This window comes from Variovorax sp. ISS6, assembly GCF_056523145.1.
This window is the reverse complement of record NZ_JAWRZC010000001.1, coordinates 5,811,627-5,831,243: the sequence shown is the minus strand read 5'-3', so window position 1 is coordinate 5,831,243 and position 19,617 is coordinate 5,811,627. Positions and strand designations below refer to the sequence as shown.

Below are 19,617 nucleotides of genomic sequence, written 5' to 3'. Positions count from 1 at the left end.
TCACTGCATGCCGCCGCAGGCCATCGGCAGCGGCGCGGCCGGCGCGGACACCGGCTTGGGGTTGGCGGGCATCGGCTGCACCGCGAGCCAGCTCGCGACGGCGTTGATGTCGGCGGTGGTCATGCGGCCTCCGATCTCGGCCATGCAGTCGGGCGCGAGCGCATGGCGCTCGTTGGTGAGCCAGGCGCCGAGCTGCGAGGAGACGTAGAGACGCGGCAGTCCCAGCAGGCCCGGGATGGCGGGCTGCACGCCCGTGAGCGCGGCGCCGTGGCAGTGCACGCAGGCCGGGATCCTGCGCGCGGCGTCGCCCTCGAGCGCGAGCTGGCGGCCGCGCGCGAGCTGCGCGGGAGCCGCGTCGCTGGTCGGCGAGACCGCGGCATAGGGCAGGTCGAGGCCGGCGAAGTAGTCCGCGATCTCCTGCAGGTAGGCGTCGGACATGTGGCGCACCATGTAGTTCATGTCGGTGTTGGAGCGCCGGCCATCGCGGAAGCTGCGCAGCTGGTTGAACAGGTAGCCCGCGGGCTTGCCGGCCAGCCGCGGGAAGAAGGCCGCGTTGCCGGTCGAGCCCTGGCGGCCATGGCAGGCGATGCAGGCGGCCACGCGCTGCTCGATGGTGTCGGGAACGCCGGCCGGTTCGGCCGCGCGCGCGGACTGGAGGCCGAGCAGGCCGAAGGTCGCGACGGCCAGTGCCGCCAGCGTGGCGCGCAGCCCGTGGTGCAGGGGTCGCGAAGGAAGTCGCACGTGTCTCATGGCGGAAGGGCGCGGCTGCATCGGCCGCACGTCGTTGCTTCGTGGGAAAACGTCGTCGGGCCCGGCGCGGTGCCCCGGGGACGTCGTGACCATACCAGCGCCCGCGCGCGGCGGCGTGCGCTGGGACAAAAAGTCCCATCGCTCGCGCCGCACCGCGCAGCGCCGTGGCCACGGCGCTAAGCTGCGCCCCATGTCCACGCTCCATCCCCTGTCCACCACCACCGGTCCGCAGCGCCTGCTGTATGGCGGCATTGTCGGCGTCGCCGTCGCGGCGATCCCCTGGCCGCTGGGCCTGATGGCGCGCGGGCTGGCCGGCTGGTGCGCGGCCGTGCTGGTCTACCAGGTGCTGACCTGGTGGCTGGCCGACACCTTCGATGCCCAGCGCACGCGCGAGCGCGCGCAGTCGCTCGACCAGCCGAACCTGATGATCCTGGTGTCGATGCTGGTGGTGGTGGGCGCGAGCGTGGTGGCGATCGCGATGCTGCTGCAGCAGGTGAAGCAGCTGAGCGGCATCGAGCGCGCGGTCCACATCGGACTCGGGCTGGTGGCGCTCGCGGGCTCGTGGCTGATGATGCATTCCATCTACGCCTTCCACTACGCGCACCGCTACTACAACGACGAGAAGCACCGCGGGCCCGATGCGGGCGGGCTGGACTTCCCGGGCAAGGAAGACCCCGACTACTTCGACTTCCTCTACTACGCCTACGTGATCGGCATGACCTCGCAGGTGTCGGACGTGCAGGCCACCTCGCGCGAGATGCGGCGCATCACGCTGATCCACAGCGTGCTGGCCTTCGCGTTCAACATGCTGGTGCTCGCGCTGTCGGTCAACGTGGTGGCCGGCGCGATCTGATCCCGTCCCAGGTCTTCAGGCCTTCGCGGCGCGCGGCCCGAGCTTGACGAGGCCGGTCGACAGCGCCACGCCGCAGACGATCACCGCGGCGCAGATCAGCATCCACTGCGTGATGGTCTCGCCGAGGAACACGGCGCCGTAGAAGGCCGCGAACACCGGCACCAGGAAGGTCACGGTCAGCGCGCGCGCCGGGCCGGCACGCTCGATCAGCCGGAAGAACAGGATGTAGGCCACGCCGGTGCAGGCGATGCCGAGCGCGAGCAGCGCGAGCCAGGCGCGCAGGCCCGGCATCTGCGCGGGCCAGAGCCAGACGGCCGGCAGCGCGAGGAACAGCGAGGCGCCGATCTGGCTGCCGGTGGCGGTGGCCAGCGGCGGCACGCCGGTGAGGAAGCGCCGCGTGGCGCTGGCCGAGATGCCGTAGCACAGGCAGGCCGCGAGGCAGGCCAGCATGGCCCACAGCGCCGCGAGGTTGCTGGCACCGGTGTGCAGGCCGGCACCGCCGCTGGCGAGCATGGCGACGCCGATGAAGCCGATCACCAGGCCGACCAGCCGCGAGCCGTCGGGCCGCTCGCGGAACCAGGCCCAGGCCACCAGCGCGCCGAACATCGGCGTGGCCGCGTTGAGCACGGCCGCGAGGCTGCTGTTGATGCTGAGCACCGCGAAGCTGAACAGCGCGAAGGGCAGGCCCGAGTTGAAGACGCCGACCGAGAAGCTGGGCTTCCAGTGGCGCGCGAGCGCGGGGCCCTGGCCGCGCAGCAGCGCGATCGGCAGCAGGAACAGCGCGGCGATGCTCACGCGCACCGCCGCGGTCGGCAGCGCGCCGAACTCGGCGGCGCCGATGCGCATGAACAGGAAGGAGGCGCCCCAGAGCGCGCCGAGCAGCACGAGGTCGACGAGCCAGCCCTTGGGCTTGGGTGCGCCGGCGGCGGTGGTGGTGGAGGTGGTCATGCGGTGTTGTCGTTGTGTGTTCTCTTGCGCCTGGCCGTGGGCCAGGCGTTCCCGACCCGCGAGCCTAACGCACGCCTTCGAGCTCGAGCAGCGCGCTCTTGCGCTCAAGCCCGCCGGCATAGCCGGTCAGCGAGCCGTCGGCGCCGAGCACGCGGTGGCAGGGCACGATCACGCTGATCGGGTTGCGGCCCACGGCCGCGCCCACCGCGCGCACCGCGGCCGGGTTGCCGACGTTCGCGCTCAGCGCGCCGTAGCTGGTGGTGGCGCCCGCGGGGATCGCGAGCAGTGCCTGCCACACGCTCTGCTGGAACGCCGTGCCGTGTGACAGGTCGAGCGGCAATTCGAAGCGGTCGCGCTTGCCGGCGAAGTAGTCGCGCAGCTGCGCGGCGGTTTCGACGAACACCGGGTGGTCGTCGCGTGTCTGCCAGCCCGTGGTGTCGGGCCAGTGGCGCTGCTGGTCGAACCAGACACCGGCCAGGCCGGCGTCGGTGGCGGCCATGGTGATGCCGCCGAGCGGGCTGTCGTAGTGCGAGGTGTAGATGACGGTCTTCTTGAACTTCATGGCTTCTCAGGCGGTGAGGCCTGCCGTGGGAGTGGAGGGGATGTCCGCGGCGGCTGGCTCGGCGGACGGCGTGGAAGGGACGGGTGCGTGCCAGGCGCGCAGCACGGCATAGCTGCGCCACGGGCGCCAGGCCTGCGAGGCCTCGCTCGCGGCGCGCGCGGTGCTCACGCCCAGCGCCTTCTGCAGCGCGACGTCGCCGGCCGGAAAGGCATCGGGCCAGCGCAGCGCGCGCATCGCGATGTACTGCGCGGTCCAGGCGCCGATGCCCGGCAGCTCCTGCAGCGCGGCGATGGTCGAGGGCACGTCGGCGCCCGCATGCAGCGGCAGCCGGCCTTCTGCCACGGCGCGCGCCAGCGCATGCAGCGCGGCCTGGCGCTGGCGCACGATGCCGAGCTGGCCCAGCGCATCGCCGCTGGCGGCCGCGATGGCGGCGGGCGTGGGGAACAGGCGGTCGAGCCCGTCGACGGGCGTGGCGATCGGTTCGCCGAAGGCCTCGACCAGCCGCGAACCCAGGGTGCGTGCCGCGGCCACCGTGATCTGCTGGCCCAGCACCGCGCGCACCGCGAGCTCGAAGCCGTCGACCGTGCCGGGCACGCGCAGCCCGTCGCCGTGCGGAAAGGCGTCGTGCAGCGCGGCGTTGATGGCCATCGGGTCGGCGTCGATGTCGAGCATGGCGCGGGCGCGGCTGATCACCACCGGCAGCACCGGCGCCAGCGAATCGCTGACCGACAGCAGCATCTGTTCGCGCGCCATGTCGAAGCGCAGCTGCAGCCAGCCCGCATGCACCTGCGCGCCGTGCTGCACGCGCAGCGTGCGCGCCAGCCGCGTGAAGGCCGGGGCCCGGGTGTTCTTGCCCACCGCCGGCACCTTGCCGTCCTCGGCCGTCACGCGCTCGACCCCGCGCAGCGCGCGCCGCGCGAAGAAGCCCAGCATCGCGTTCGGGTCGTAGGGCGGGCGAAAGCCCAGCCGCACCTCGATCGCGCGGCCGTCGCCGCCCTCGGTGCCGCCGGCGCGCCGCAAGGCGCTCGGATTGAGCCCGTAGTGCTCGACGAAGGCCGCGTTGAAGCGGCGCACGCTCGCGAAGCCGCTGGCCAGCGCCACCTGCGTCATCGGCAGGCGGGTGTCGGCGATCAGCTGCTTGGCCGCGAGCAGGCGGCGCGTCTGCAGGTACTGCAGCGGCGAGACGCCGAACTGGGCCTCGAAGATGCGGCGCAGGTGGCGGTCGCTGACGCCGAGCCGGGCCGCGATCTGCGCGGCGCCCGGGCCCTCGTCGGTCCAGGCGTCGGGCTCGTCGATCAGCCGCGCCGCCTGCTGCGCGAGGATGCGCGAGGCGTCCTCGGTCGACCAGTTGGCCGTGCCCATGGGGCGCGGCGCCAGTTCGGGCCGGCAGCGCAGGCAGGGGCGGAAGCCCTCGGCCTCGGCCTGCGCCGCGTGGCGGAAGAAGCGGCAGTTCTCGCGCCGCGGCAGCTTCACGCGGCAGACCGGCCGGCAGTAGATGCCGGTGGAGGTCACGGCGGTGAAGAACGAGCCGTCGAAGCGCGCGTCGTGCGTCTTCAGCGCCAGGTAGCAGGCATCGCTCTCGAGCTCTTCGGGGGAGGCATTGGCGTTCGTCATGGGCCAAATATTAAGGTTTCGAGGCGTTTCGACTGGCCGTTTTCGGACATGTGCGCCCCATGGCGGGTGCCTACAATCCCCCGGTCCACGAATCACAGGGAATCCTTTTTCATGCAGCTCAGCGCGTCGATCTTCAAGGCCTACGACATTCGCGGCGTGGTGCCCTCCACGTTGAACCCCGAGGTGGCGGAAGCCCTGGGCCGGGCCTTCGGCAGCGCGGCGCGGGCCGCCGGCGAGAAGTCGGTGGCCGTGGGGCGCGACGGGCGCCTGTCGGGGCCTTCGCTGTCCGAAGCGCTGATCCGCGGCCTGGTGGCCACCGGCGTCGAAGTGATCGACGTGGGCGCGGTCACCACGCCCATGCTCTATTTCGCGGCCCACACGCTCGCCACCAGCGGAATCCAGGTCACGGGCAGCCACAACCCCAAGGACTACAACGGCTTCAAGATGGTGCTGGCCGGCCGCGCGATCTACGGCGACGAGATCCAGGCGCTGCGCCGCACCATGGAGGACGGCAGCGCGACGCTCGCCGCGGGCGGTTCGGTGCGCCAGGTCGACGTGACCGAGGCCTACACGCAGCGCATCGTGGGCGACGTGCGGCTCGCCCGGCCGATGAAGATCGTGGTCGATTCGGGCAACGGCATCGCCGGCGCCTCGGCCCCGGCGATCTTCCGCGCCCTGGGCTGCGAGGTGACGGAGCTGTTCAGCGAGGTCGACGGCGACTTCCCGAACCACCACCCCGATCCCAGCAAGCCCGAGAACCTCGAGGACCTGATCGCCGCGCTGGAGCGGGGCGACGCCGAACTGGGCCTGGCCTTCGACGGCGACGGCGACCGCCTGGGCATCGTCACCAAGGATGGCCAGAACATCTTCCCCGACCGCCAGATGCAGCTGTTCGCGCAGGACGTGCTGTCGCGCGTGCCGGGCGGCACCATCGTCTACGACGTGAAGTGCTCGCAGCGCCTGGGCCCGGCCATCGAGGCCGCGGGCGGCCAGCCGCTGATCTTCAAGACCGGCCACTCGCTGATCAAGGCGAAGATGAAGGAACTCGATTCGCCGCTGGGCGGCGAGATGAGCGGCCACATCTTCTTCAAGGAGCGCTGGTTCGGCTTCGACGACGGCACCTATGCGGGCTGCCGCATGCTCGAGATCCTGAGCAGGAGCCCGAACGCCAGCGACGTGCTCAACGCGCTGCCCACGAGCTTCTCGACGCCCGAGCTCAACGTGAAGTGCGCCGAGGGCGAGCCGCACGCGGTGGTCGAGCGGCTGCTGAAGGAGGCGAGCTTCGAGGCCCCGGCCAAGGTCTCGACCATCGACGGCCTGCGCGTGGACTGGCCCGACGGCTTCGGCCTGATCCGGGCCTCCAACACCACGCCGGTGCTGGTGCTGCGCTTCGAGGGCCAGACCCAGGCGGCGCTCGAGCGCATCGAGGCCCGCATGCTGGCGCTGCTCAAGACCGTGAAGCCCGACGCCACGCTCGCCGAAGCGGCGCACTAGACCTTGGCCGTGCGTTCGCTGCTGCTGCGCCTGTACGGCGCCTTCACCACCCTGGCCCAGCCCCTGGTGCGCCGCAAGCTGCGGCGCCGCGCGGCGGCCGAGCCCGGCTACGCGGTGGCGGTCGAGGAGCGCTTCGGCCACTACGACACCGCCACCACCGGCCACGCCCAGTGCTGGGTGCACGCGGTCTCGCTCGGCGAGACGCGCGCCGCCGCCATCCTCATCGAGGAGCTGCGGCGCCAGTTCCCCGAGATCCCGATCCTGCTCACGCACGGCACCGCCACCGGCCGCGAGGAGGGCGCCAAGCTGCTGCGCGAGGGCGACACGCAGGTCTGGCAGCCCTGGGACACGCCGGGCGCCGTGGCGCGCTTCCTCGACCGCTTCCAGCCGCGCATCGGCGTGCTGATGGAAACCGAGGTCTGGCCCGAGATGGCCGCGGCCTGCGCCGAGCGTCGCATCCCGCTGGTGCTGGCCAATGCCCGGCTCAATGAGAAATCGCTGGCTTCGGCCGAGCGGCTGGGCTGGCTGGCACGGCCGGCCTATTCGGCGCTCAGCGCGGTCTGGGCCCAGACCGAGGCCGACGCGCACCGGCTGGTGTCGCTGGGCGCCAAGGTCTCGGGCATCTACGGCAACCTCAAGTTCGACGCCACGCCCGACGTGCGCCAGCTCCATGCAGCCGCCCGGCTGCGCGGCACGCTGCCCAAGCCGATCGTGGTGCTGGCCAGTTCGCGCGACGGCGAGGAACGCCTGCTGCTCGAGGTGCTGCGCCGCTTCGGCGCCACCGCGCCGGTGCCGCCCGAGCAGGGCGCGGTCCGCTCGATCTCGAAGCGGGTGCACGACGTGCAGTGGATGATCGTGCCGCGCCATCCGCAGCGTTTCGACGAGGTGGCCGCGCTGATCGAGGCCGAGGGCTTCGCCGTGGCGCGCCGCAGCGCCGCGGGCCAGCCGTCCGAGTCCGAGATCTGGCTCGGCGACTCGCTCGGCGAGATGGCGCTGTACTACGGCCTGGCCGACGTCGCGCTGCTCGGCGGCAGTTTCGAGCCCCTGGGCGGCCAGAACCTGATCGAGCCCGCGGCCTGCGGCTGCCCGGTCGTGATGGGGCCGTCGACCTTCAATTTCGCGGAAGCCGCGCAGCTCTCGCTCGCGGCCGGTGCCTCGCTGCGCGTGGAGACCATGGAGCAGGCCGTGACCAGCGCGCTCAAGCTGGTCGAGAACCGCGAGCGCCGCGAGGCGATGTCGCAGGCCGCGCAGGCTTTCTCGTCCTCCAATCGCGGCGCGGCCGAGCGCACGGCGGCTGCGGTGCTCGCGATCGCGATGGCGGCCGAGCCCGAGGAAGCGGTGGAGCCCGCGCTGGCCGACGAGCCCGCGAAGCCGCCGGTCCAGGCCGCGCAGCCCGCGCCGGAAGGTCCGCGCGAGCGCGCGGAACCGACGCTCGATTAGGGTTTCAGCGCCCCGGGTTCAGCACCGGCGGCGGAGGCGGTGCCACGGGGATCGCGGGCGGCGGCGGATTGAACGGCGCCACCGGCACCGGCGGCACCACCGGCACGCTGGGCCGCGCGGGCGGCACGGCCACGGCGTTCGGATCGGCCGGCGCGGTCGATGGGGCCGGCACCGCGGGCACGCTGCCGTTCTTCGCCAGCGTGGCGTTGATGGCGTCCATGTCGGCCACGCTCAGCGTGCCGTTGGCCTGGCGCAGCTTCAGGTTGCCCAGCAGCACGTTGTAGCGCGCCTGCGCGAGGTCGCGCTTGGTCTGGTAGAGCTGGCTCTGCGAATTGAGCACGTCGATGTTGATGCGCACGCCCACCTGGTAACCCAGGCGGTTGGCGTCGAGCGCGCTCTGGCTCGAGGCCTCGGCGGCCTCGAGCGCCTTGACCTGGCCCGCGCCCGAGACCAGCCCGAGGTAGGCCGCGCGCGTGGCCTGCGCCACGTTGCGGCGCGTGCCGTCGAGCACGCTGCGCGACTGGTCCTCGAGGGCCAGCGTTTCCTTGATGCGGTTCTCGGTCGCGAAGCCCGCGAACAGCGGCAGGTTGAAGGTCACGCCCACGGTGGCGGCGTTGATGCGCGTGCCCACGCTGCTGGTGCTGGTGCCGTTGGGGTTGCGCGTGACGTTGTAGCCGAGGTTGGCGTCCAGCGTGGGCTTGTGGCCGGCGCGCGCCTTCTCGATCTCCAGGCCCGCCACGTCGACGCCGAGCTGCGCCTGGCGGATCGCCGGATGCCCGGCGTCGGCCTGCGCCACCCAGGCCTCGATGTCGGCCGGCTGCGCGGTCGGCAGCACCACCGGCACCGCCAGCGGCACCGGCACGCTGCCGGGGCGGCCGACCAGCTGGTCGAGCACGATCTTCTTCACGCGCAGGTCGTTCTCGGCCGCGATCTCCTGCGCCACCACGAGGTCGTAGCGGGCCTGGGCCTCGCGCGAGTCGGTGATGGTGGAGGTGCCGACCTCGAAGTTGCGCTTGGCCGAGGCGAGCTGCTCGGACACGGCCGCCTTCTGCGCGCGCACCAGCGCCAGGCTGTCCTGGCTCGCGAGCACGTCGAAGTAGGCCTGGCTCACGCGCACGATCAGGTCCTGTTCGGCGATGGTGAACACCGACTGCGCGATCTCGGCCTGGCGCTTGCCCTGTTCCCAGGTGGCCCAGTTGGCGGGCCGGTACAGCGGCTGGGTGGCGTTGATGCCGATGTTCTGCTGCGTGAAGTCGCGCGAGGAACTGCCCTGCTGGTTGCCCGTGATGACGTCGATGTCGAGGTTGTTGCGGTTCACGCCCGCGCTGAGCCCGACGGCCGGCAGGATGCCGGCCCTGGCCTGCGCGGCCCGCGCCACGGTGGCGTCGTACTGGGCGCGCGCGCCCTGGTAGGTGGCATCGAAGCCACGCGCCGATTCATAGAGTTCGTTCAGTGTCTGGCCCTGGGCCGGCGATGCGAGCAGCGTGGCAAGAAGGCTTGCGATGGCTGCGGAAAGAGGCAGGAGCCGGGGCCTGGGAGGCATTGAAAGTCCTTGGGGGAGAAGAATCAGTAGCGCGGCACGGCGGGGTCGTGCTGCGCGGACCAGGCGTCGATGCCGCCGGCCACGTTGGCCAGTTGCGCAAAGCCGTTCTGGTGCAGGAAGGCGGCCACGCGCTGGCTGCGGGCGCCGTGATGGCACAGGCAGGCGATGCGCTGGTTCTCGTCGAGCTCGGACAGGCGCGCGGGGATCTCGTTCATCGGGATCGCCAGCAGCGTGAAGCCCGCCGGGGCGACGCTCGCGGTCTGCAGCTCCCAGGGCTCGCGGACGTCGAGCAGCACGGCGGGTGCGTCGGCGTCCTGTGCAAACCAGGCGGCGAGGTCGGCGGGGCGGACTTGATCGATCATGCGGTGGACCCGGATCAGAACGCGAAGCGCGACGGCTCGGGGAAGTTCAGGAGGCGCGGCGCCACCGTGTCCCAGGGCTGGATCGTGTCCCACTTGCTCTCGCTGGTGCGGGTCACGAAGTGGGCGCGCATCATGGGCTCGTCGCCGACGATCGCCGCCAGGCGGCCGCCGACCTTGAGCGAGCCGAGCAGGTTCTGCGGAATGCGCGCGACCGAGCCGCTGAGCACGATCACGTCGAAGCTCGGGCCGCTGGGCAGCGGCACGGCGCCGTCGGCATGGCGCACCTCGACGTTGGTCACGCCGTTCTGGCGCAGCGTCTCGGCGGCGCGGGCGGCCAGCTCGGGGTTGATTTCGAGCGATAGCACCTTGGCGGCGCGGGCGCCGAGCAGGGCGGCCATGAAGCCGGAGCCGGTGCCGATCTCGAGCACCGATTCGTGCTTCTGCACGTGCAGGTCCTGCAGCGTGCGGGCCTCGACCTTGGGCGACAGCATGAATTCGCCGGGCACCGAGCCGTCGAGCAGCGGCAGCTCCATGTCGAAGAAGGACAGCGCGCGGTGCGCCTCGGGCACGTAGTCCTCGCGGCGGATGGCCGCGAGCAGGTCGAGGATTTCCATATCCAGCACATCCCAGGGGCGGATCTGCTGTTCGATCATGTTGAAGCGCAAGCGCTCGAGGGTGGGGGCGGTGCTCATGGGTTTTCCTTCTGGGGGGCGGGTCAGGACAAACCTTCAATTTTAGGCGGCACCCGACGGGCCAGCGGCTTCGTCGGGTTCGGCCTGCGCCCGCGGCCGGGTGCTGAGGCCGTAGAGCACCGCGTCGGCCTGCGCCTCGATGTAGCGCAGGGGGTCGAAGTTGCCGCCCTCGTCGACGCAGAGGTTGGCCGAGTGCTTCCAGAGCATCAGGAAGATCATCGGCGCGACCACCGAGTAGATGGTGTGGTCGACGTCGACCGGCCGGAATTCGCCGCGGTCGATGCCGCGCTGGATGATGCGCCGGAGCAACGCATGGCCCGGCTGCACCACCTCCTGGCGGTAGAAAGCGGCCAGTTCGGGGAAATTGGCGCCCTCGCTCATCATCAGCTTGGTGAGGCCCGAGGCCTGGGTCAGGCCCACGCGCTCCCACCACACGCGCATGCAGTAGCGCAGCATCTGGGCCGTGGTGCCCTCGAAGGTCTCGAATTCCTGGTTCCACTCCGTGAAACGGCCGCCGAGGTTCTCGATGACCACGGCCTTGAACAGCTCTTCCTTGCTCGGGAAATAGAGGAACAGCGTGCCCTTGGAGACGCCGGCGCGCACCGCCACCTCTTCCGAGCGGGTGGCGGCATAGCCCTTCTCGACGAACAGATCGAGGGCGGCCGCCAGCAGTTCGCCGGGGCGCGCCTCCTTGCGCCGTTCGCGCTTGGCGCGGACCGGGCAGATCTTGTCGGCAAGGAATCGGGGGGTGGGCATTGTTTAATGACTCGCGGGTTAGTAATGTAGTGAGCCGCATCGGATGCGTCAAGCCGCGACAATATCGGGTTCGCTTGTCAGTTCCTCAGGAGCCTTCCCATGTCCTCTTCGCCTTCCACCACCGAAACCATCGTGCTCGGCGGCGGCTGCTTCTGGTGCACCGAGGCGGTGTTCGACCGCGTGCAGGGGGTGGTCGACGTGGAATCGGGCTATGCGAACGGCCAGACGGTCAACCCCAGCTACGAGCAGGTCTGCACCGGCCGCACCGGCCACAACGAGGTCGTGAAACTGAGCTTCGACCCGGCGCAGATCGGCCTGCGCGAGATCCTCGAGATCTTCTTCGTGGTGCACGATCCCACGACGCTCAACCGCCAGGGCAACGACGTCGGCACCCAGTACCGCAGCGGCATCTACTACACGACCGAGGCGCAGAAGCAGGTGGCCGAGGAGGTCATCCGCGAGATCGAGGCCGGCAAGACCTACGCCTCGCCGGTGGTGACCGAGGTCAAGCCGCTCGACAACTACTCGACCGCCGAGGCCTACCACCAGGACTACTTCCTGAACCACCCGAACCAGGGCTACTGCGCCTTCGTCGTGGGACCGAAGGTCGAGAAGTTCCAGAAGACCTTCGCCGCGCGCGTGAAGAAGTGAAGAAGGACTGACCCTGCCGCTCCGGGCCGCCCTGGCCCGATTCCTGCCAGCTTTTCCCTCGTGCACACGCTTCGCCGTCCCGTCCCCGTTTCCGCCCGCGCGATGCTCGTCGTGCTGGCGGTGGCGCTGTGGCTGTCCGGCACGCTCGGGCTGATGCACCGCACGCTGCACGTGCCCGGCCTGCCCGCGCCGGCGGCCGCGGTCCAGGCACCGGCCGCGCAGGCCCATGTGCATCCGCATGGCATCGCCAGCCTGTTCGGGCTGCACACCGATGCCGAGTGCCGGCTCTACGACCAGCTCGCGCACGGCGCCAGCGCGCCCGGCGTGCCGCTGGTGGTGCTGCCGGTGCTGCTGCCCGCGGCCACCTTTGCCTGGTTGCAGGGCGAGGCGCTGGCGCGCTGGGTCGCGCTGTTCGACGCGCGCGGCCCGCCCCCGGCTCGCTGAATCCCCCGTTTCCGATTCGCCGCCACCCGTCGCGCACGGGTGGCCGGCGGTCGTTCATCGATTCAACGAGTTTTCATTCATGACCCCCCAATTCCGTCGCAACGCCATCGGCGCTGCCGTCCTCTCGCTCGCCTCGGCCGCGGCCCTGGCCCAGACCGCACCCGCCGATCCCTCGCCGAACCCGCAACCCACCACCAGCCTGCGCGAGATCACCGTCACCGGCAATCCGCTGGGCGCCAGCGACCTGATCGCGCCCACCACCACGCTCTCGGGCGACGAACTGCTGCTGCGCTCGCAGTCCACGCTGGGCCAGACGCTGGACAACATCCCCGGCGTCAGCAGCACCTACTTCGGCCCCAATGCCAGCCGGCCGATCATCCGCGGCCAGGACGGCGACCGCATCCGCATCCTGCAGAACGGCGGCGGCGCGCCCGACGCCTCGGCGCTGAGCTACGACCACGCGGTGCCGGTCGACGCGCTGGTCACCGAGCGCGTCGAGGTGCTGCGCGGCCCGTCGGCGCTGCAGTACGGCGGCAGCGCGGTCGGCGGCGTGGTCAACCTGATCGACAACCGCATCCCGAGCGAGCCGATCGAGGGCTTCGGCGGCCGTGCCGACCTCGGCTACGCCACCGGCAACCGCGAGAAGAACGGCGCCGTGATGCTCGAGGGCGGCAACGGCCGCTTCGCGCTGCATGCCGATGCCTTCAAGCGCGACTCGAGCGACGTCTCGGTGCCGATCGACCTGAACTGCGAGAAGCCCGGCTCGCCCTGGCGCGCGCGCAAGATCTGCAATTCGGCCAACGAGGCCCATGGCGGCGCGATCGGCGGCACGCTGTTCTTCGACCAGGGCTGGATCGGCGCCTCGGCCAGCACCTACCGCAGCAACTACGGCACCGTGGCCGAGGACGACGTGACCATCGCGATGAAGTCCGACCGCTACGCGATCGAGGGCGAGTGGCGCCCGGGCGGCATCATCCGCAGCGTCCACGCCAAGCTCAGCCACACCAACTACCGCCACACCGAGTTCGAGGGCGCCGAAGCCGGCACCACCTTCTCGAACATGAGCAACGACCTGCGCGTCGAGGTGCGGCACGAGAAGATCGGGCCGCTGGAAGGCCTGATGGGCTTCAGCGCCGAGACCAACCGCTTCGCCGCCGACGGCGAGGAAGCCTTCGCGCCGCACAGCCGCACGCGCTCGCGCGCGCTGTTCCTCTACGAGGAGATGGGCACCTCGTGGGGCAAGCTGAGCTTCGGCGCGCGCACCGAGCGCGTCACCGTGCGATCGCTCGGCTATCCCGACGATCCGAGCATCAACCGCTTCGCGATCGGCGAGCGCACCTTCAACCCGAACAGCGCCGCCTTCGGCGCCCTGGTCAACCTCGCGCCGCAGTGGCAGCTGACCTCGAACATCGCCTACACCGAGCGCGCGCCCAAGGACTACGAGCTGCTGGCCAACGGCCCGCACGTGGCCACGGCCGCGTGGGAGGTCGGCAACCCGAACCTCAGCAAGGAGCAATCGACCGGCTTCGACCTCGGCGCGCAATGGAAGTCGGGGCCGAACACGGCACGCGTCAACGCCTACGTCACGCGCTTTCGCAACTACATCGGCCTGACCGCCTCGGGCCGCACGCTCGACGGAGAGGGCCAGGTCGTGACCGATCCCGAGGTCACCGACACGCTGGCCGAGTACCTCTACAACGGCGTGCGAGCACGCTTCACCGGCATCGAGGCCAGCGGCAACCTGCGCCTGCTGGGCAGCGACGGCTTCGCGCGCATGGCGGACGCCGGCACGCTCGACCTCGAGTGGCGCGGCGACCTGGTGCGCGCGAAGAACACCGACACCGGCGAACCGCTGCCGCGCATCGCGCCGGTGCGCGTGGGCGCCACGCTGGTCTACGGCAACGGCCCGTGGAGCGGCCGCGTCGGCTTCGACTACAACGCCGCGCAGCACCGCGTGCCGGGCGTCGGCGCGCGCGAGACCGATGCCTACACGTTGTGGAATGCGTCGATCGCCTACCGCATGAAGGTGCAGCGCGCCAACCTCACCTGGTATGCGCGCGTCGACAACATCGGCAACAAGCTGGCCTACAGCGCGACCTCGATCCTGACGACGACGGTGTACCCGGCCGCGCCGCTGCCGGGGCGGTCGCTGAAGGTGGGCGTGCGCGTGACCTTCTGACCGTGCATGTGCCGCCCTTTCCCGCGGGGGAGGGCGGCAATCGCTCGGCTATCCTCGACCGGTGAATTCGTTCGTCATCTCATCCCTCCTGCCCGTCGTGCTGCTGATCGCGGCGGGCTACCTGGCCGGGAGGCGCCGCTGGATCGGCGGCAATGCGGTCAAGGACCTCTCCAATCTCATCTTCCTGCTGCTCGCGCCGGCGCTGCTGTTCCGCGCGATGAGCGGCGTGCATGTCGAGGAACTGCGCTTCAAGCCGGTGGCGGCCTACTTCATCGCCTCGGGGCTGCTGTTCGCGGCCACCTTGGCGCTGCGCGGCTTCAACCGCACGGGCGCGGTGCTCGCGCTCGCCAACACCTACAGCAACACCGTGATGATCGGCATCGTGCTGGTCGGCCTGGCCTATGGCGAGGCCGGCATGGTGGTGCTGCTGACGCTGATCTCGCTGCATTCGCTGGTGCTGATGACCAGCGCCACCGTGGTGCTCGAGCTCGCGGTGGCGCGCGAGCATGCGGTGCTGGGCGGCACCGAGAAGCGCTCGATGCTGCGCACCGTGCTGCGCGCGCTGCGCAACGCCATCATCCATCCGGTGCCGCTGCCGATCATCGCGGGCCTGTTGTTCGCGCAGAGCGGCTGGGTCATGCCGCAGCCGGTCGACCGCACCATCGAGCTGCTGGGCCAGGCCTTCGGCCCGGTGGCGCTGGTGATGGTGGGCATCACGCTGGCGCTCACGCCGGTGGGGCGCCACTGGCGCAGTGCCCTGGTGCAGGCCGGCGTCAAGAACCTGCTGCATCCGCTGCTGGTGGCGATCATCGGCTGGGCGCTCGGCGTGCGCGGCATTCCGCTCACGGTGATGGTGGTCGCGGCCGCGCTGCCGATCGGCGCCAACGTGTTCCTGTTCTCGCAGCGCTACCGCAGCGCCGAGGACCTGGTGACCGCCAGCGTCGCGGTCTCCACGCTGCTCGCGCTGGTCACGCTCACGCTGGTGATGCTCTGGGTGCAGTGGCTGCCCTGACATCCGGCGCGGGCCACGCGAAACCGTAGCCCTTCGATCTTTCTCGCCGCCTCGTGCCCCCTATGCCGTTCGGCAGGGTGGCCGTTTGGCGAGATGTGGAGCGCCGCGCGCCGCTCTACATTTCCCCGCTGATGATTTGCCAGACGCGATCCATGCCCGTTGTTGCGATGGTGCTGGTCGCGACGGCGATCGCGCCGTGGCTGCTGCTGGGCGCGGCCACGCCGGCGGCGGCGCAGGCCAAGCCATGCCGCACGCCCTGTCTCGCCGTGCCCAGGCCGGAGGAAAAACCGGCGCCCGAACCGGCGAAGCCGCCGGCAGCGGTCGACCGGCCGAGCGAGAGGGCGGCCGCGCGGCCGCCGCCGAAGCCGCGCGCGCCGGCCGAGGCGCCGCCGGCCCGCGTGGCGGAACAGGAGGCCGACCGGCCCGCCCCCGCGCGCCGGCCGGCGCCGACGAAGCGCTGCACCGAGATCAACATGCGCGCCGCCGTGGGCGAGCCGCTGTCGGACCAGGACATGACGTACTTGAGGAGCCAATGCTGATGATGAAGATCCCCCCCAGCCTGCGCGGCGCGCTGCGCGCGATGGCGCTCGGCGCCGCCGCCGTGCTGCTCGCGGCCTGCGCGGCGCAACGCCCGCAGCCGGGCAACGCGATGCCTTTCGACCAGGCCGTCGACCAGGCGGTGGACGACCTGATGGTGCAGACCAAGAAGCTGCCGGGCTTCCTCGCCAAGGTCGAGTCCTCGATGAAGCAGAGCCGCATCGTCATCGATCCGCTGCTCGAGAGCGCCAGCGGCCAGCAGACCGAGGTCACGCGCGTGGCCGAGCAGCGCATCGTCCAGCGCATGCAGGCGCAGTTCAAGCAGTTCACCGTGACGCCGTTCAACAGCACCGAGATCGCCACCGCGCAGTACGTGCTCAACGGCACGCTGGTGCGCGACAAGGAAGCGGGCGGCTCGCCCTACCGGCTGAACCTCGCGCTGACCGAGATCAAGGGGGGCACCGTGATCGCGCAGTCGACGGCGCGCATCAGCGACGCGACGCTCGACACCCGGCCCACCGCCTTCTTCCGCGACAGCCCGGTCAACGGCAAGGACCGCGGCGTCGAGGGCTACATCCGCACCGCCGAGACCCAGCCGGGCCAGGCCGCCGACGCGCTCTATCTCGAGCGCCTGCCGACCGCGACCGTGATGCAGGAGGCCACCGCCGCCTACGAGGCCGGCCGGCTGCAGGAGGCGCTGGCACGCTACGAGGCCGCCTCGCGCCGCCCCGACGGCCAGCAGTTGCGCGTCTACAGCGGCCTGTACCTCACGCAGTCGCAGCTGGGCCGCACCGCCGACGCCGAGCGCACTTTCGGCACGCTCGCGCGCCTGGGGCTCGAAAGCAACAACCTCAGCGTGAAGTTCCTGTTCAAGCCGGGCTCGACCGACTTCCTGGCCGACCCGAAGATCAGCGCCGCCTACCCGATGTGGCTGCGCCAGATCGCGCGCCAGGCGGCGCAGATCGATTCCTGCGTGGTCGTGACCGGCCACACCAGCCGCACGGGCTCGGAGGCGGTCAACGAGCGGCTGTCGCTGCAGCGCGCGGTGATCGTCAAGACCCGGCTGGTGGGCGAGGCCCCGCCGCTGGCGAAGAAGCTGCGCGAAGCCGGCGCCGGCTTCCGCGAGAACATCGTGGGCACGGGTGCCGACGATGCGAGCGACGCGCTCGATCGCCGCGTCGAATTCAAGGTGGCGGCCTGCGAGGCTTGACCGCTTAGGGAGCGAGCCGCTCGCGCACCCACTGGCCGGCCTCGAGCCGGTAGCGCAGCCGGTCGTGCAGCCGGCTCTTGCGGCCCTGCCAGAATTCCCAGCGGTCGGGCACCAGCCGGTAACCGCCCCAGTGCGGCGGGCGTGGCGGCGAGAGCAGGTACTTCGCGGCGGCCACGGCGGCATTCTTCACCAGCACCTCGCGCCCGCCGATCACCTCGCTCTGCGGGCTGGCCCAGGCGCCCAGCCGCGAATCGAGCGGGCGGCTCGCGTAGTAGGCGTCGCTCTCGTCGGCGCCGGCCTTCTCGACCCGGCCCTCGATGCGCACCACGCGCTCGAGCTCGACCCAGTGGAACTGCAGCGAGGCGTAGGGGTTGCCCGCGAGCTCGCGGCCCTTGCGGCTCTCGTAGTTGGTGTACCAGACCAGGCCGCGCGCGTCGTAGCCCTTGATCAGCACGATGCGGCTCGAGGGCCGCAGGTCGCTGCCGACCGTGCACAAGGTCATCGCGTTGGGCTCGGGCACCTGGGCATCGATGGCCTCGTCGAGCCAGCGCTCGAACTGGCGCAGCGGATCGTCGGCGCTGTGCGCCTCGCCGAGCTCGGCGCGCTCGTAGCTCTTGCGCAGCGCGGCCAGCGATTCTTGGGAAGTCGGGGAAGTCATGCCGGCATTGTTGCCCAAGCGATACTCGCGCCGTGACCTCCCTCGCGAATCCCCCGACCGTGATCGTGCTGGCCTCGGGCCGCGGCGAGCGCTTCGTGGCCGCCGGCGGCAGCGGTTCCAAGCTGCGCGCGCCGCTGGCCGGCAAGCCGGTGCTCGAACGCACGCTCGACGCCGTGCGCGCGAGCGGCCTGCCCTGGCACGTGGAGGACGCGGGCCATCCGGGCATGGGCGATTCGATCGCGGCCGCGGTGCGCGCCACTTCGGGTGCGTCCGGCTGGCTGATCCTGCCGGGCGACCTGCCGCTGGTGCTGCCGCGGACGATGCAGGCGGTGGCGGCCGCGCTCGCGGGCGGGGCCCAGGCGGCGCAGCCCAGCTACCAGGGGGAGCGCGGGCATCCGGTGGGCTTTGCCGCCGGTTGCCAGGCGGCGCTCTCGGTGCTCGAGGGCAACTTCGGCGCGGCGCCCGTCCTGCGCGCGCTGCGCGCGGCGGGTTCGGTGGCCGACCTGCCGCTCGACGATGCCGGCGTCGTGACCGACATCGACACCCCCGAGGCCCTGGCGCGCGCCGAGGCGCTGTGGCGCGCGCGCGAGGCAGCCGGCGCACCGCGCCCCGGCTGAACCCTTCTTACTTGCCGATCACCGCGCAGGCGATGCGCGGGCCCGAGTTGCCGGCCGGCTGGGTCGTGAAGTCGTCCTTGTCGCGGTGCACCACGAGGGCACGGCCGATCACGCTGTTGGCGGCGCCCGGCGTCAGCGAGATCGCATGGTTCTCGACGCTGAAGCGTGCCTCGCCGGCGCCGTTGGCCACCAGGCTCGGCAACTCGCCCGCATGGCTGCCCGGCGCGGCGAACTTGCCGTGCGTGCCGCCGCTGGGGTTGAAGTGGCCGCCCGAGGCATTGCCGTTGTCGCCGCAGTCGCCCTTCTCGTGGATGTGGAAGCCGTGCTCGGTGTTCGGCGGCAGGCCGCGCACGATGCCGGCCACGCGCACGCCATGCTCGAGCGCCGTGAAGGTGACGGTGCCCGTGGTCGGGTTCGGCGTGATCGCGCCGGTGGGCACCAGGTCGACCGTGGTGCTGGGCTTGCCGCCCAGCGTGCCGCAGGCGGCCAGCAGCGAGGCCGCGAGCACGGCGGTGGCGGCGCCGGCGAGGCGGCGGGAAGAGTTCTTCATTGTTGGTCCTTGTCGGGAGATCCGGAGGGTCCGGAAGGTTGGGAGGATTTCTTGTCGGACGACCCTGCGACGTATACCGGAGGCGGCACCACATCGCAATCGGCCGGTGCCGGCGATGCAGTGTGCCCCGCCGATGTGTCGCCCGGCGCCGCCGGCGGAACGGCCAGCGCCACCAGCCGCGCGAGCGCCGCGTCGTGGATCGCGTGGCGGCGCAACTCCTCGAGCGTCTGCTGCGCATAGTCGAGCGAGCTGCCGTAGCGGCCCACGGCATTCGCGAAGATGTGGCGGTAGCGCTCGTCGCTGAGCTCGCCCGTGAAGTTGGGGCTGCGCCGCGACAGCGTGAAGGCCAGCGCGCTCACCGGCCCCGAGGCCGTGGCGCAGCGCAGCCACTTGGGGTCGTACACGCCGGTGGGCATCTCGCGCAGCCAGAGCCGGCGCAGCGTGTCCAGGCCCTGCGCGGCCGGCACGCGGAACACCATGCCGCGCACGCTGCCGCCCGAGAGCAGGCCGAACACCAGGCCCGGGGTCTGCACGCTGCCGCGGTTGACGCGGCTCCACATCTTCAGCGCTCGGTGCCAGCCGCGCACCCAGGCCGGGCGGCGCTCGATGAAATCGAACTCGGGCCGCCAGATCAGCGAGCCGTAGCCGAACAGCCAGAGGTCCTCGTGGCCGCCCCATTCGGCGATGGTGCGCTCGAGCATCGGCTGCGGATCGCGCAGCGGCTTGGGCAGCGGATCCAGACCCG

21 protein-coding genes are annotated in these 19,617 nt (G+C 71.4%); 9 read left to right on the top strand and 12 right to left on the bottom strand.

The genetic code is table 11. From position 1 onward, the window contains the following. Entirely contained in the window at positions 1–750 is a 750-nt protein-coding gene (locus AC1HIL_RS27000) for a c-type cytochrome (protein ID WP_057596303.1), read from the bottom strand. A gap of 190 nt (positions 751–940) precedes the next feature. On the opposite strand from AC1HIL_RS27000, the gene AC1HIL_RS26995 reads away from it, so the two are divergent. After that, positions 941–1,603: a DUF1345 domain-containing protein gene (locus tag AC1HIL_RS26995; RefSeq protein WP_057596292.1), complete on the top strand. Its 663-nt coding sequence runs from the start codon at positions 941–943 to the stop codon at positions 1,601–1,603. Positions 1,604–1,618: 15 nt separating this feature from the next. Here the strand turns inward: AC1HIL_RS26995 and AC1HIL_RS26990 are convergent, their stop codons facing one another. The 3 genes from AC1HIL_RS26990 to AC1HIL_RS26980 form a co-directional block, all read right to left on the bottom strand. Further along, positions 1,619–2,551 (bottom strand): DMT family transporter, encoded by a 933-nt coding sequence (locus tag AC1HIL_RS26990; protein WP_479670452.1) that lies wholly within the window; start codon positions 2,549–2,551, stop codon positions 1,619–1,621. A 64-nt stretch (positions 2,552–2,615) separates the two neighbouring features. Beyond that, the gene (locus AC1HIL_RS26985; RefSeq protein WP_057596290.1) at positions 2,616–3,113 is read right to left on the bottom strand and encodes a methylated-DNA--[protein]-cysteine S-methyltransferase; all 498 of its coding nucleotides are present in this window, start codon (positions 3,111–3,113) and stop codon (positions 2,616–2,618) included. 6 nt (positions 3,114–3,119) lie between these two features. After that, positions 3,120–4,727: a DNA-3-methyladenine glycosylase 2 family protein gene (locus AC1HIL_RS26980; protein WP_422096375.1), complete on the bottom strand. Its 1,608-nt coding sequence runs from the start codon at positions 4,725–4,727 to the stop codon at positions 3,120–3,122. Positions 4,728–4,838: 111 nt separating this feature from the next. Here AC1HIL_RS26980 and AC1HIL_RS26975 point away from each other — a divergent pair, with 111 nt between their 5' ends. Both AC1HIL_RS26975 and AC1HIL_RS26970 read left to right on the top strand, forming a co-directional pair. After that, positions 4,839–6,221 carry a phosphomannomutase/phosphoglucomutase gene (locus tag AC1HIL_RS26975; protein ID WP_057596288.1) on the top strand — a complete coding sequence of 461 codons (1,383 nt, stop codon included), beginning with the start codon at positions 4,839–4,841 and terminating at the stop codon, positions 6,219–6,221. A gap of 9 nt (positions 6,222–6,230) precedes the next feature. Further along, on the top strand, positions 6,231–7,661 hold the full coding sequence (locus tag AC1HIL_RS26970; protein ID WP_261214398.1) for a 3-deoxy-D-manno-octulosonic acid transferase: 1,431 nt from the start codon (positions 6,231–6,233) through the stop codon (positions 7,659–7,661). Positions 7,662–7,665: 4 nt separating this feature from the next. Here the strand turns inward: AC1HIL_RS26970 and AC1HIL_RS26965 are convergent, their stop codons facing one another. From AC1HIL_RS26965 to AC1HIL_RS26950, 4 genes are read right to left on the bottom strand one after another with little or no spacing between them, the layout of a single operon-like run. Next, complete coding sequence (locus tag AC1HIL_RS26965; protein WP_057596287.1) at positions 7,666–9,204, bottom strand: TolC family outer membrane protein; 1,539 nt, start codon at positions 9,202–9,204, stop codon at positions 7,666–7,668. A gap of 23 nt (positions 9,205–9,227) precedes the next feature. Then, on the bottom strand, positions 9,228–9,566 hold the full coding sequence (locus tag AC1HIL_RS26960) for a rhodanese-like domain-containing protein (protein ID WP_057596286.1): 339 nt from the start codon (positions 9,564–9,566) through the stop codon (positions 9,228–9,230). Between the two features lie 14 nt (positions 9,567–9,580). Continuing rightward, positions 9,581–10,258: a protein-L-isoaspartate O-methyltransferase family protein gene (locus AC1HIL_RS26955; protein WP_057596285.1), complete on the bottom strand. Its 678-nt coding sequence runs from the start codon at positions 10,256–10,258 to the stop codon at positions 9,581–9,583. A gap of 42 nt (positions 10,259–10,300) precedes the next feature. Continuing rightward, the gene (locus tag AC1HIL_RS26950) at positions 10,301–11,014 is read right to left on the bottom strand and encodes a TetR/AcrR family transcriptional regulator (protein ID WP_057596284.1); all 714 of its coding nucleotides are present in this window, start codon (positions 11,012–11,014) and stop codon (positions 10,301–10,303) included. Positions 11,015–11,113: 99 nt separating this feature from the next. Here AC1HIL_RS26950 and msrA point away from each other — a divergent pair, with 99 nt between their 5' ends. The 4 genes from msrA (at position 11,114) to AC1HIL_RS26930 (ending at position 15,300) form a co-directional block, all read left to right on the top strand. Beyond that, positions 11,114–11,665, top strand: a complete 552-nt coding sequence (gene msrA / locus AC1HIL_RS26945; RefSeq protein ID WP_057596283.1) for a peptide-methionine (S)-S-oxide reductase MsrA — start codon at positions 11,114–11,116, stop codon at positions 11,663–11,665. A 102-nt stretch (positions 11,666–11,767) separates the two neighbouring features. After that, positions 11,768–12,109 (top strand): hypothetical protein, encoded by a 342-nt coding sequence (locus AC1HIL_RS26940; protein ID WP_057596282.1) that lies wholly within the window; start codon positions 11,768–11,770, stop codon positions 12,107–12,109. A gap of 79 nt (positions 12,110–12,188) precedes the next feature. Further along, entirely contained in the window at positions 12,189–14,288 is a 2,100-nt protein-coding gene (locus AC1HIL_RS26935) for a TonB-dependent receptor (protein WP_479670451.1), read from the top strand. Between the two features lie 61 nt (positions 14,289–14,349). Continuing rightward, the gene (locus AC1HIL_RS26930; RefSeq protein WP_057596280.1) at positions 14,350–15,300 is read left to right on the top strand and encodes an AEC family transporter; all 951 of its coding nucleotides are present in this window, start codon (positions 14,350–14,352) and stop codon (positions 15,298–15,300) included. Positions 15,301–15,415: 115 nt separating this feature from the next. On the opposite strand, the gene AC1HIL_RS26925 is transcribed toward AC1HIL_RS26930, so the two are convergent. Continuing rightward, on the bottom strand, positions 15,416–15,814 hold the full coding sequence (locus AC1HIL_RS26925; RefSeq protein ID WP_057596279.1) for a hypothetical protein: 399 nt from the start codon (positions 15,812–15,814) through the stop codon (positions 15,416–15,418). Between the two features lie 24 nt (positions 15,815–15,838). Between AC1HIL_RS26925 and AC1HIL_RS26920 the strand changes: the two genes are divergently transcribed. Continuing rightward, positions 15,839–17,047 (top strand): OmpA family protein, encoded by a 1,209-nt coding sequence (locus AC1HIL_RS26920; RefSeq protein ID WP_479670450.1) that lies wholly within the window; start codon positions 15,839–15,841, stop codon positions 17,045–17,047. Between the two features lie 4 nt (positions 17,048–17,051). On the opposite strand, the gene pdxH is transcribed toward AC1HIL_RS26920, so the two are convergent. Beyond that, positions 17,052–17,705 (bottom strand): pyridoxamine 5'-phosphate oxidase, encoded by a 654-nt coding sequence (gene pdxH, locus AC1HIL_RS26915; RefSeq protein WP_057598633.1) that lies wholly within the window; start codon positions 17,703–17,705, stop codon positions 17,052–17,054. Positions 17,706–17,737: 32 nt separating this feature from the next. On the opposite strand from pdxH, the gene AC1HIL_RS26910 reads away from it, so the two are divergent. Further along, a complete protein-coding gene (locus tag AC1HIL_RS26910; RefSeq protein WP_479670449.1) occupies positions 17,738–18,322 on the top strand; it encodes a nucleotidyltransferase family protein in 585 nt (194 codons plus the stop codon). Between the two features lie 7 nt (positions 18,323–18,329). Here AC1HIL_RS26910 and AC1HIL_RS26905 read toward each other — a convergent pair whose 3' ends face one another. After that, a complete protein-coding gene (locus AC1HIL_RS26905; RefSeq protein WP_422096378.1) occupies positions 18,330–18,872 on the bottom strand; it encodes a superoxide dismutase family protein in 543 nt (180 codons plus the stop codon). Further along, positions 18,869–19,603, bottom strand: coding sequence for a gamma-glutamylcyclotransferase (locus tag AC1HIL_RS26900; protein WP_422098188.1), 735 nt, complete (start codon positions 19,601–19,603; stop codon positions 18,869–18,871). Before AC1HIL_RS26900 ends, AC1HIL_RS26905 begins: the two co-directional genes overlap by 4 nt. Positions 19,604–19,617: the final 14 nt, after the last annotated feature.

Coding starts and splice junctions, on each gene's coding strand:
- AC1HIL_RS27000 (WP_057596303.1), bottom strand. CDS start 750: ATGAGACACGTGCGACTTCCTTCGCGACCCCTGCACCACGGGCTGCGC.
- AC1HIL_RS26995 (WP_057596292.1), top strand. CDS start 941: ATGTCCACGCTCCATCCCCTGTCCACCACCACCGGTCCGCAGCGCCTG.
- AC1HIL_RS26990 (WP_479670452.1), bottom strand. CDS start 2,551: ATGACCACCTCCACCACCACCGCCGCCGGCGCACCCAAGCCCAAGGGC.
- AC1HIL_RS26985 (WP_057596290.1), bottom strand. CDS start 3,113: ATGAAGTTCAAGAAGACCGTCATCTACACCTCGCACTACGACAGCCCG.
- AC1HIL_RS26980 (WP_422096375.1), bottom strand. CDS start 4,727: ATGACGAACGCCAATGCCTCCCCCGAAGAGCTCGAGAGCGATGCCTGC.
- AC1HIL_RS26975 (WP_057596288.1), top strand. CDS start 4,839: ATGCAGCTCAGCGCGTCGATCTTCAAGGCCTACGACATTCGCGGCGTG.
- AC1HIL_RS26965 (WP_057596287.1), bottom strand. CDS start 9,204: ATGCCTCCCAGGCCCCGGCTCCTGCCTCTTTCCGCAGCCATCGCAAGC.
- AC1HIL_RS26960 (WP_057596286.1), bottom strand. CDS start 9,566: ATGATCGATCAAGTCCGCCCCGCCGACCTCGCCGCCTGGTTTGCACAG.
- AC1HIL_RS26955 (WP_057596285.1), bottom strand. CDS start 10,258: ATGAGCACCGCCCCCACCCTCGAGCGCTTGCGCTTCAACATGATCGAA.
- AC1HIL_RS26950 (WP_057596284.1), bottom strand. CDS start 11,014: ATGCCCACCCCCCGATTCCTTGCCGACAAGATCTGCCCGGTCCGCGCC.
- msrA (WP_057596283.1), top strand. CDS start 11,114: ATGTCCTCTTCGCCTTCCACCACCGAAACCATCGTGCTCGGCGGCGGC.
- AC1HIL_RS26940 (WP_057596282.1), top strand. CDS start 11,768: ATGCTCGTCGTGCTGGCGGTGGCGCTGTGGCTGTCCGGCACGCTCGGG.
- AC1HIL_RS26935 (WP_479670451.1), top strand. CDS start 12,189: ATGACCCCCCAATTCCGTCGCAACGCCATCGGCGCTGCCGTCCTCTCG.
- AC1HIL_RS26925 (WP_057596279.1), bottom strand. CDS start 15,814: ATGTCCTGGTCCGACAGCGGCTCGCCCACGGCGGCGCGCATGTTGATC.
- AC1HIL_RS26920 (WP_479670450.1), top strand. CDS start 15,839: ATGATGAAGATCCCCCCCAGCCTGCGCGGCGCGCTGCGCGCGATGGCG.
- pdxH (WP_057598633.1), bottom strand. CDS start 17,705: ATGACTTCCCCGACTTCCCAAGAATCGCTGGCCGCGCTGCGCAAGAGC.
- AC1HIL_RS26905 (WP_422096378.1), bottom strand. CDS start 18,872: ATGAAGAACTCTTCCCGCCGCCTCGCCGGCGCCGCCACCGCCGTGCTC.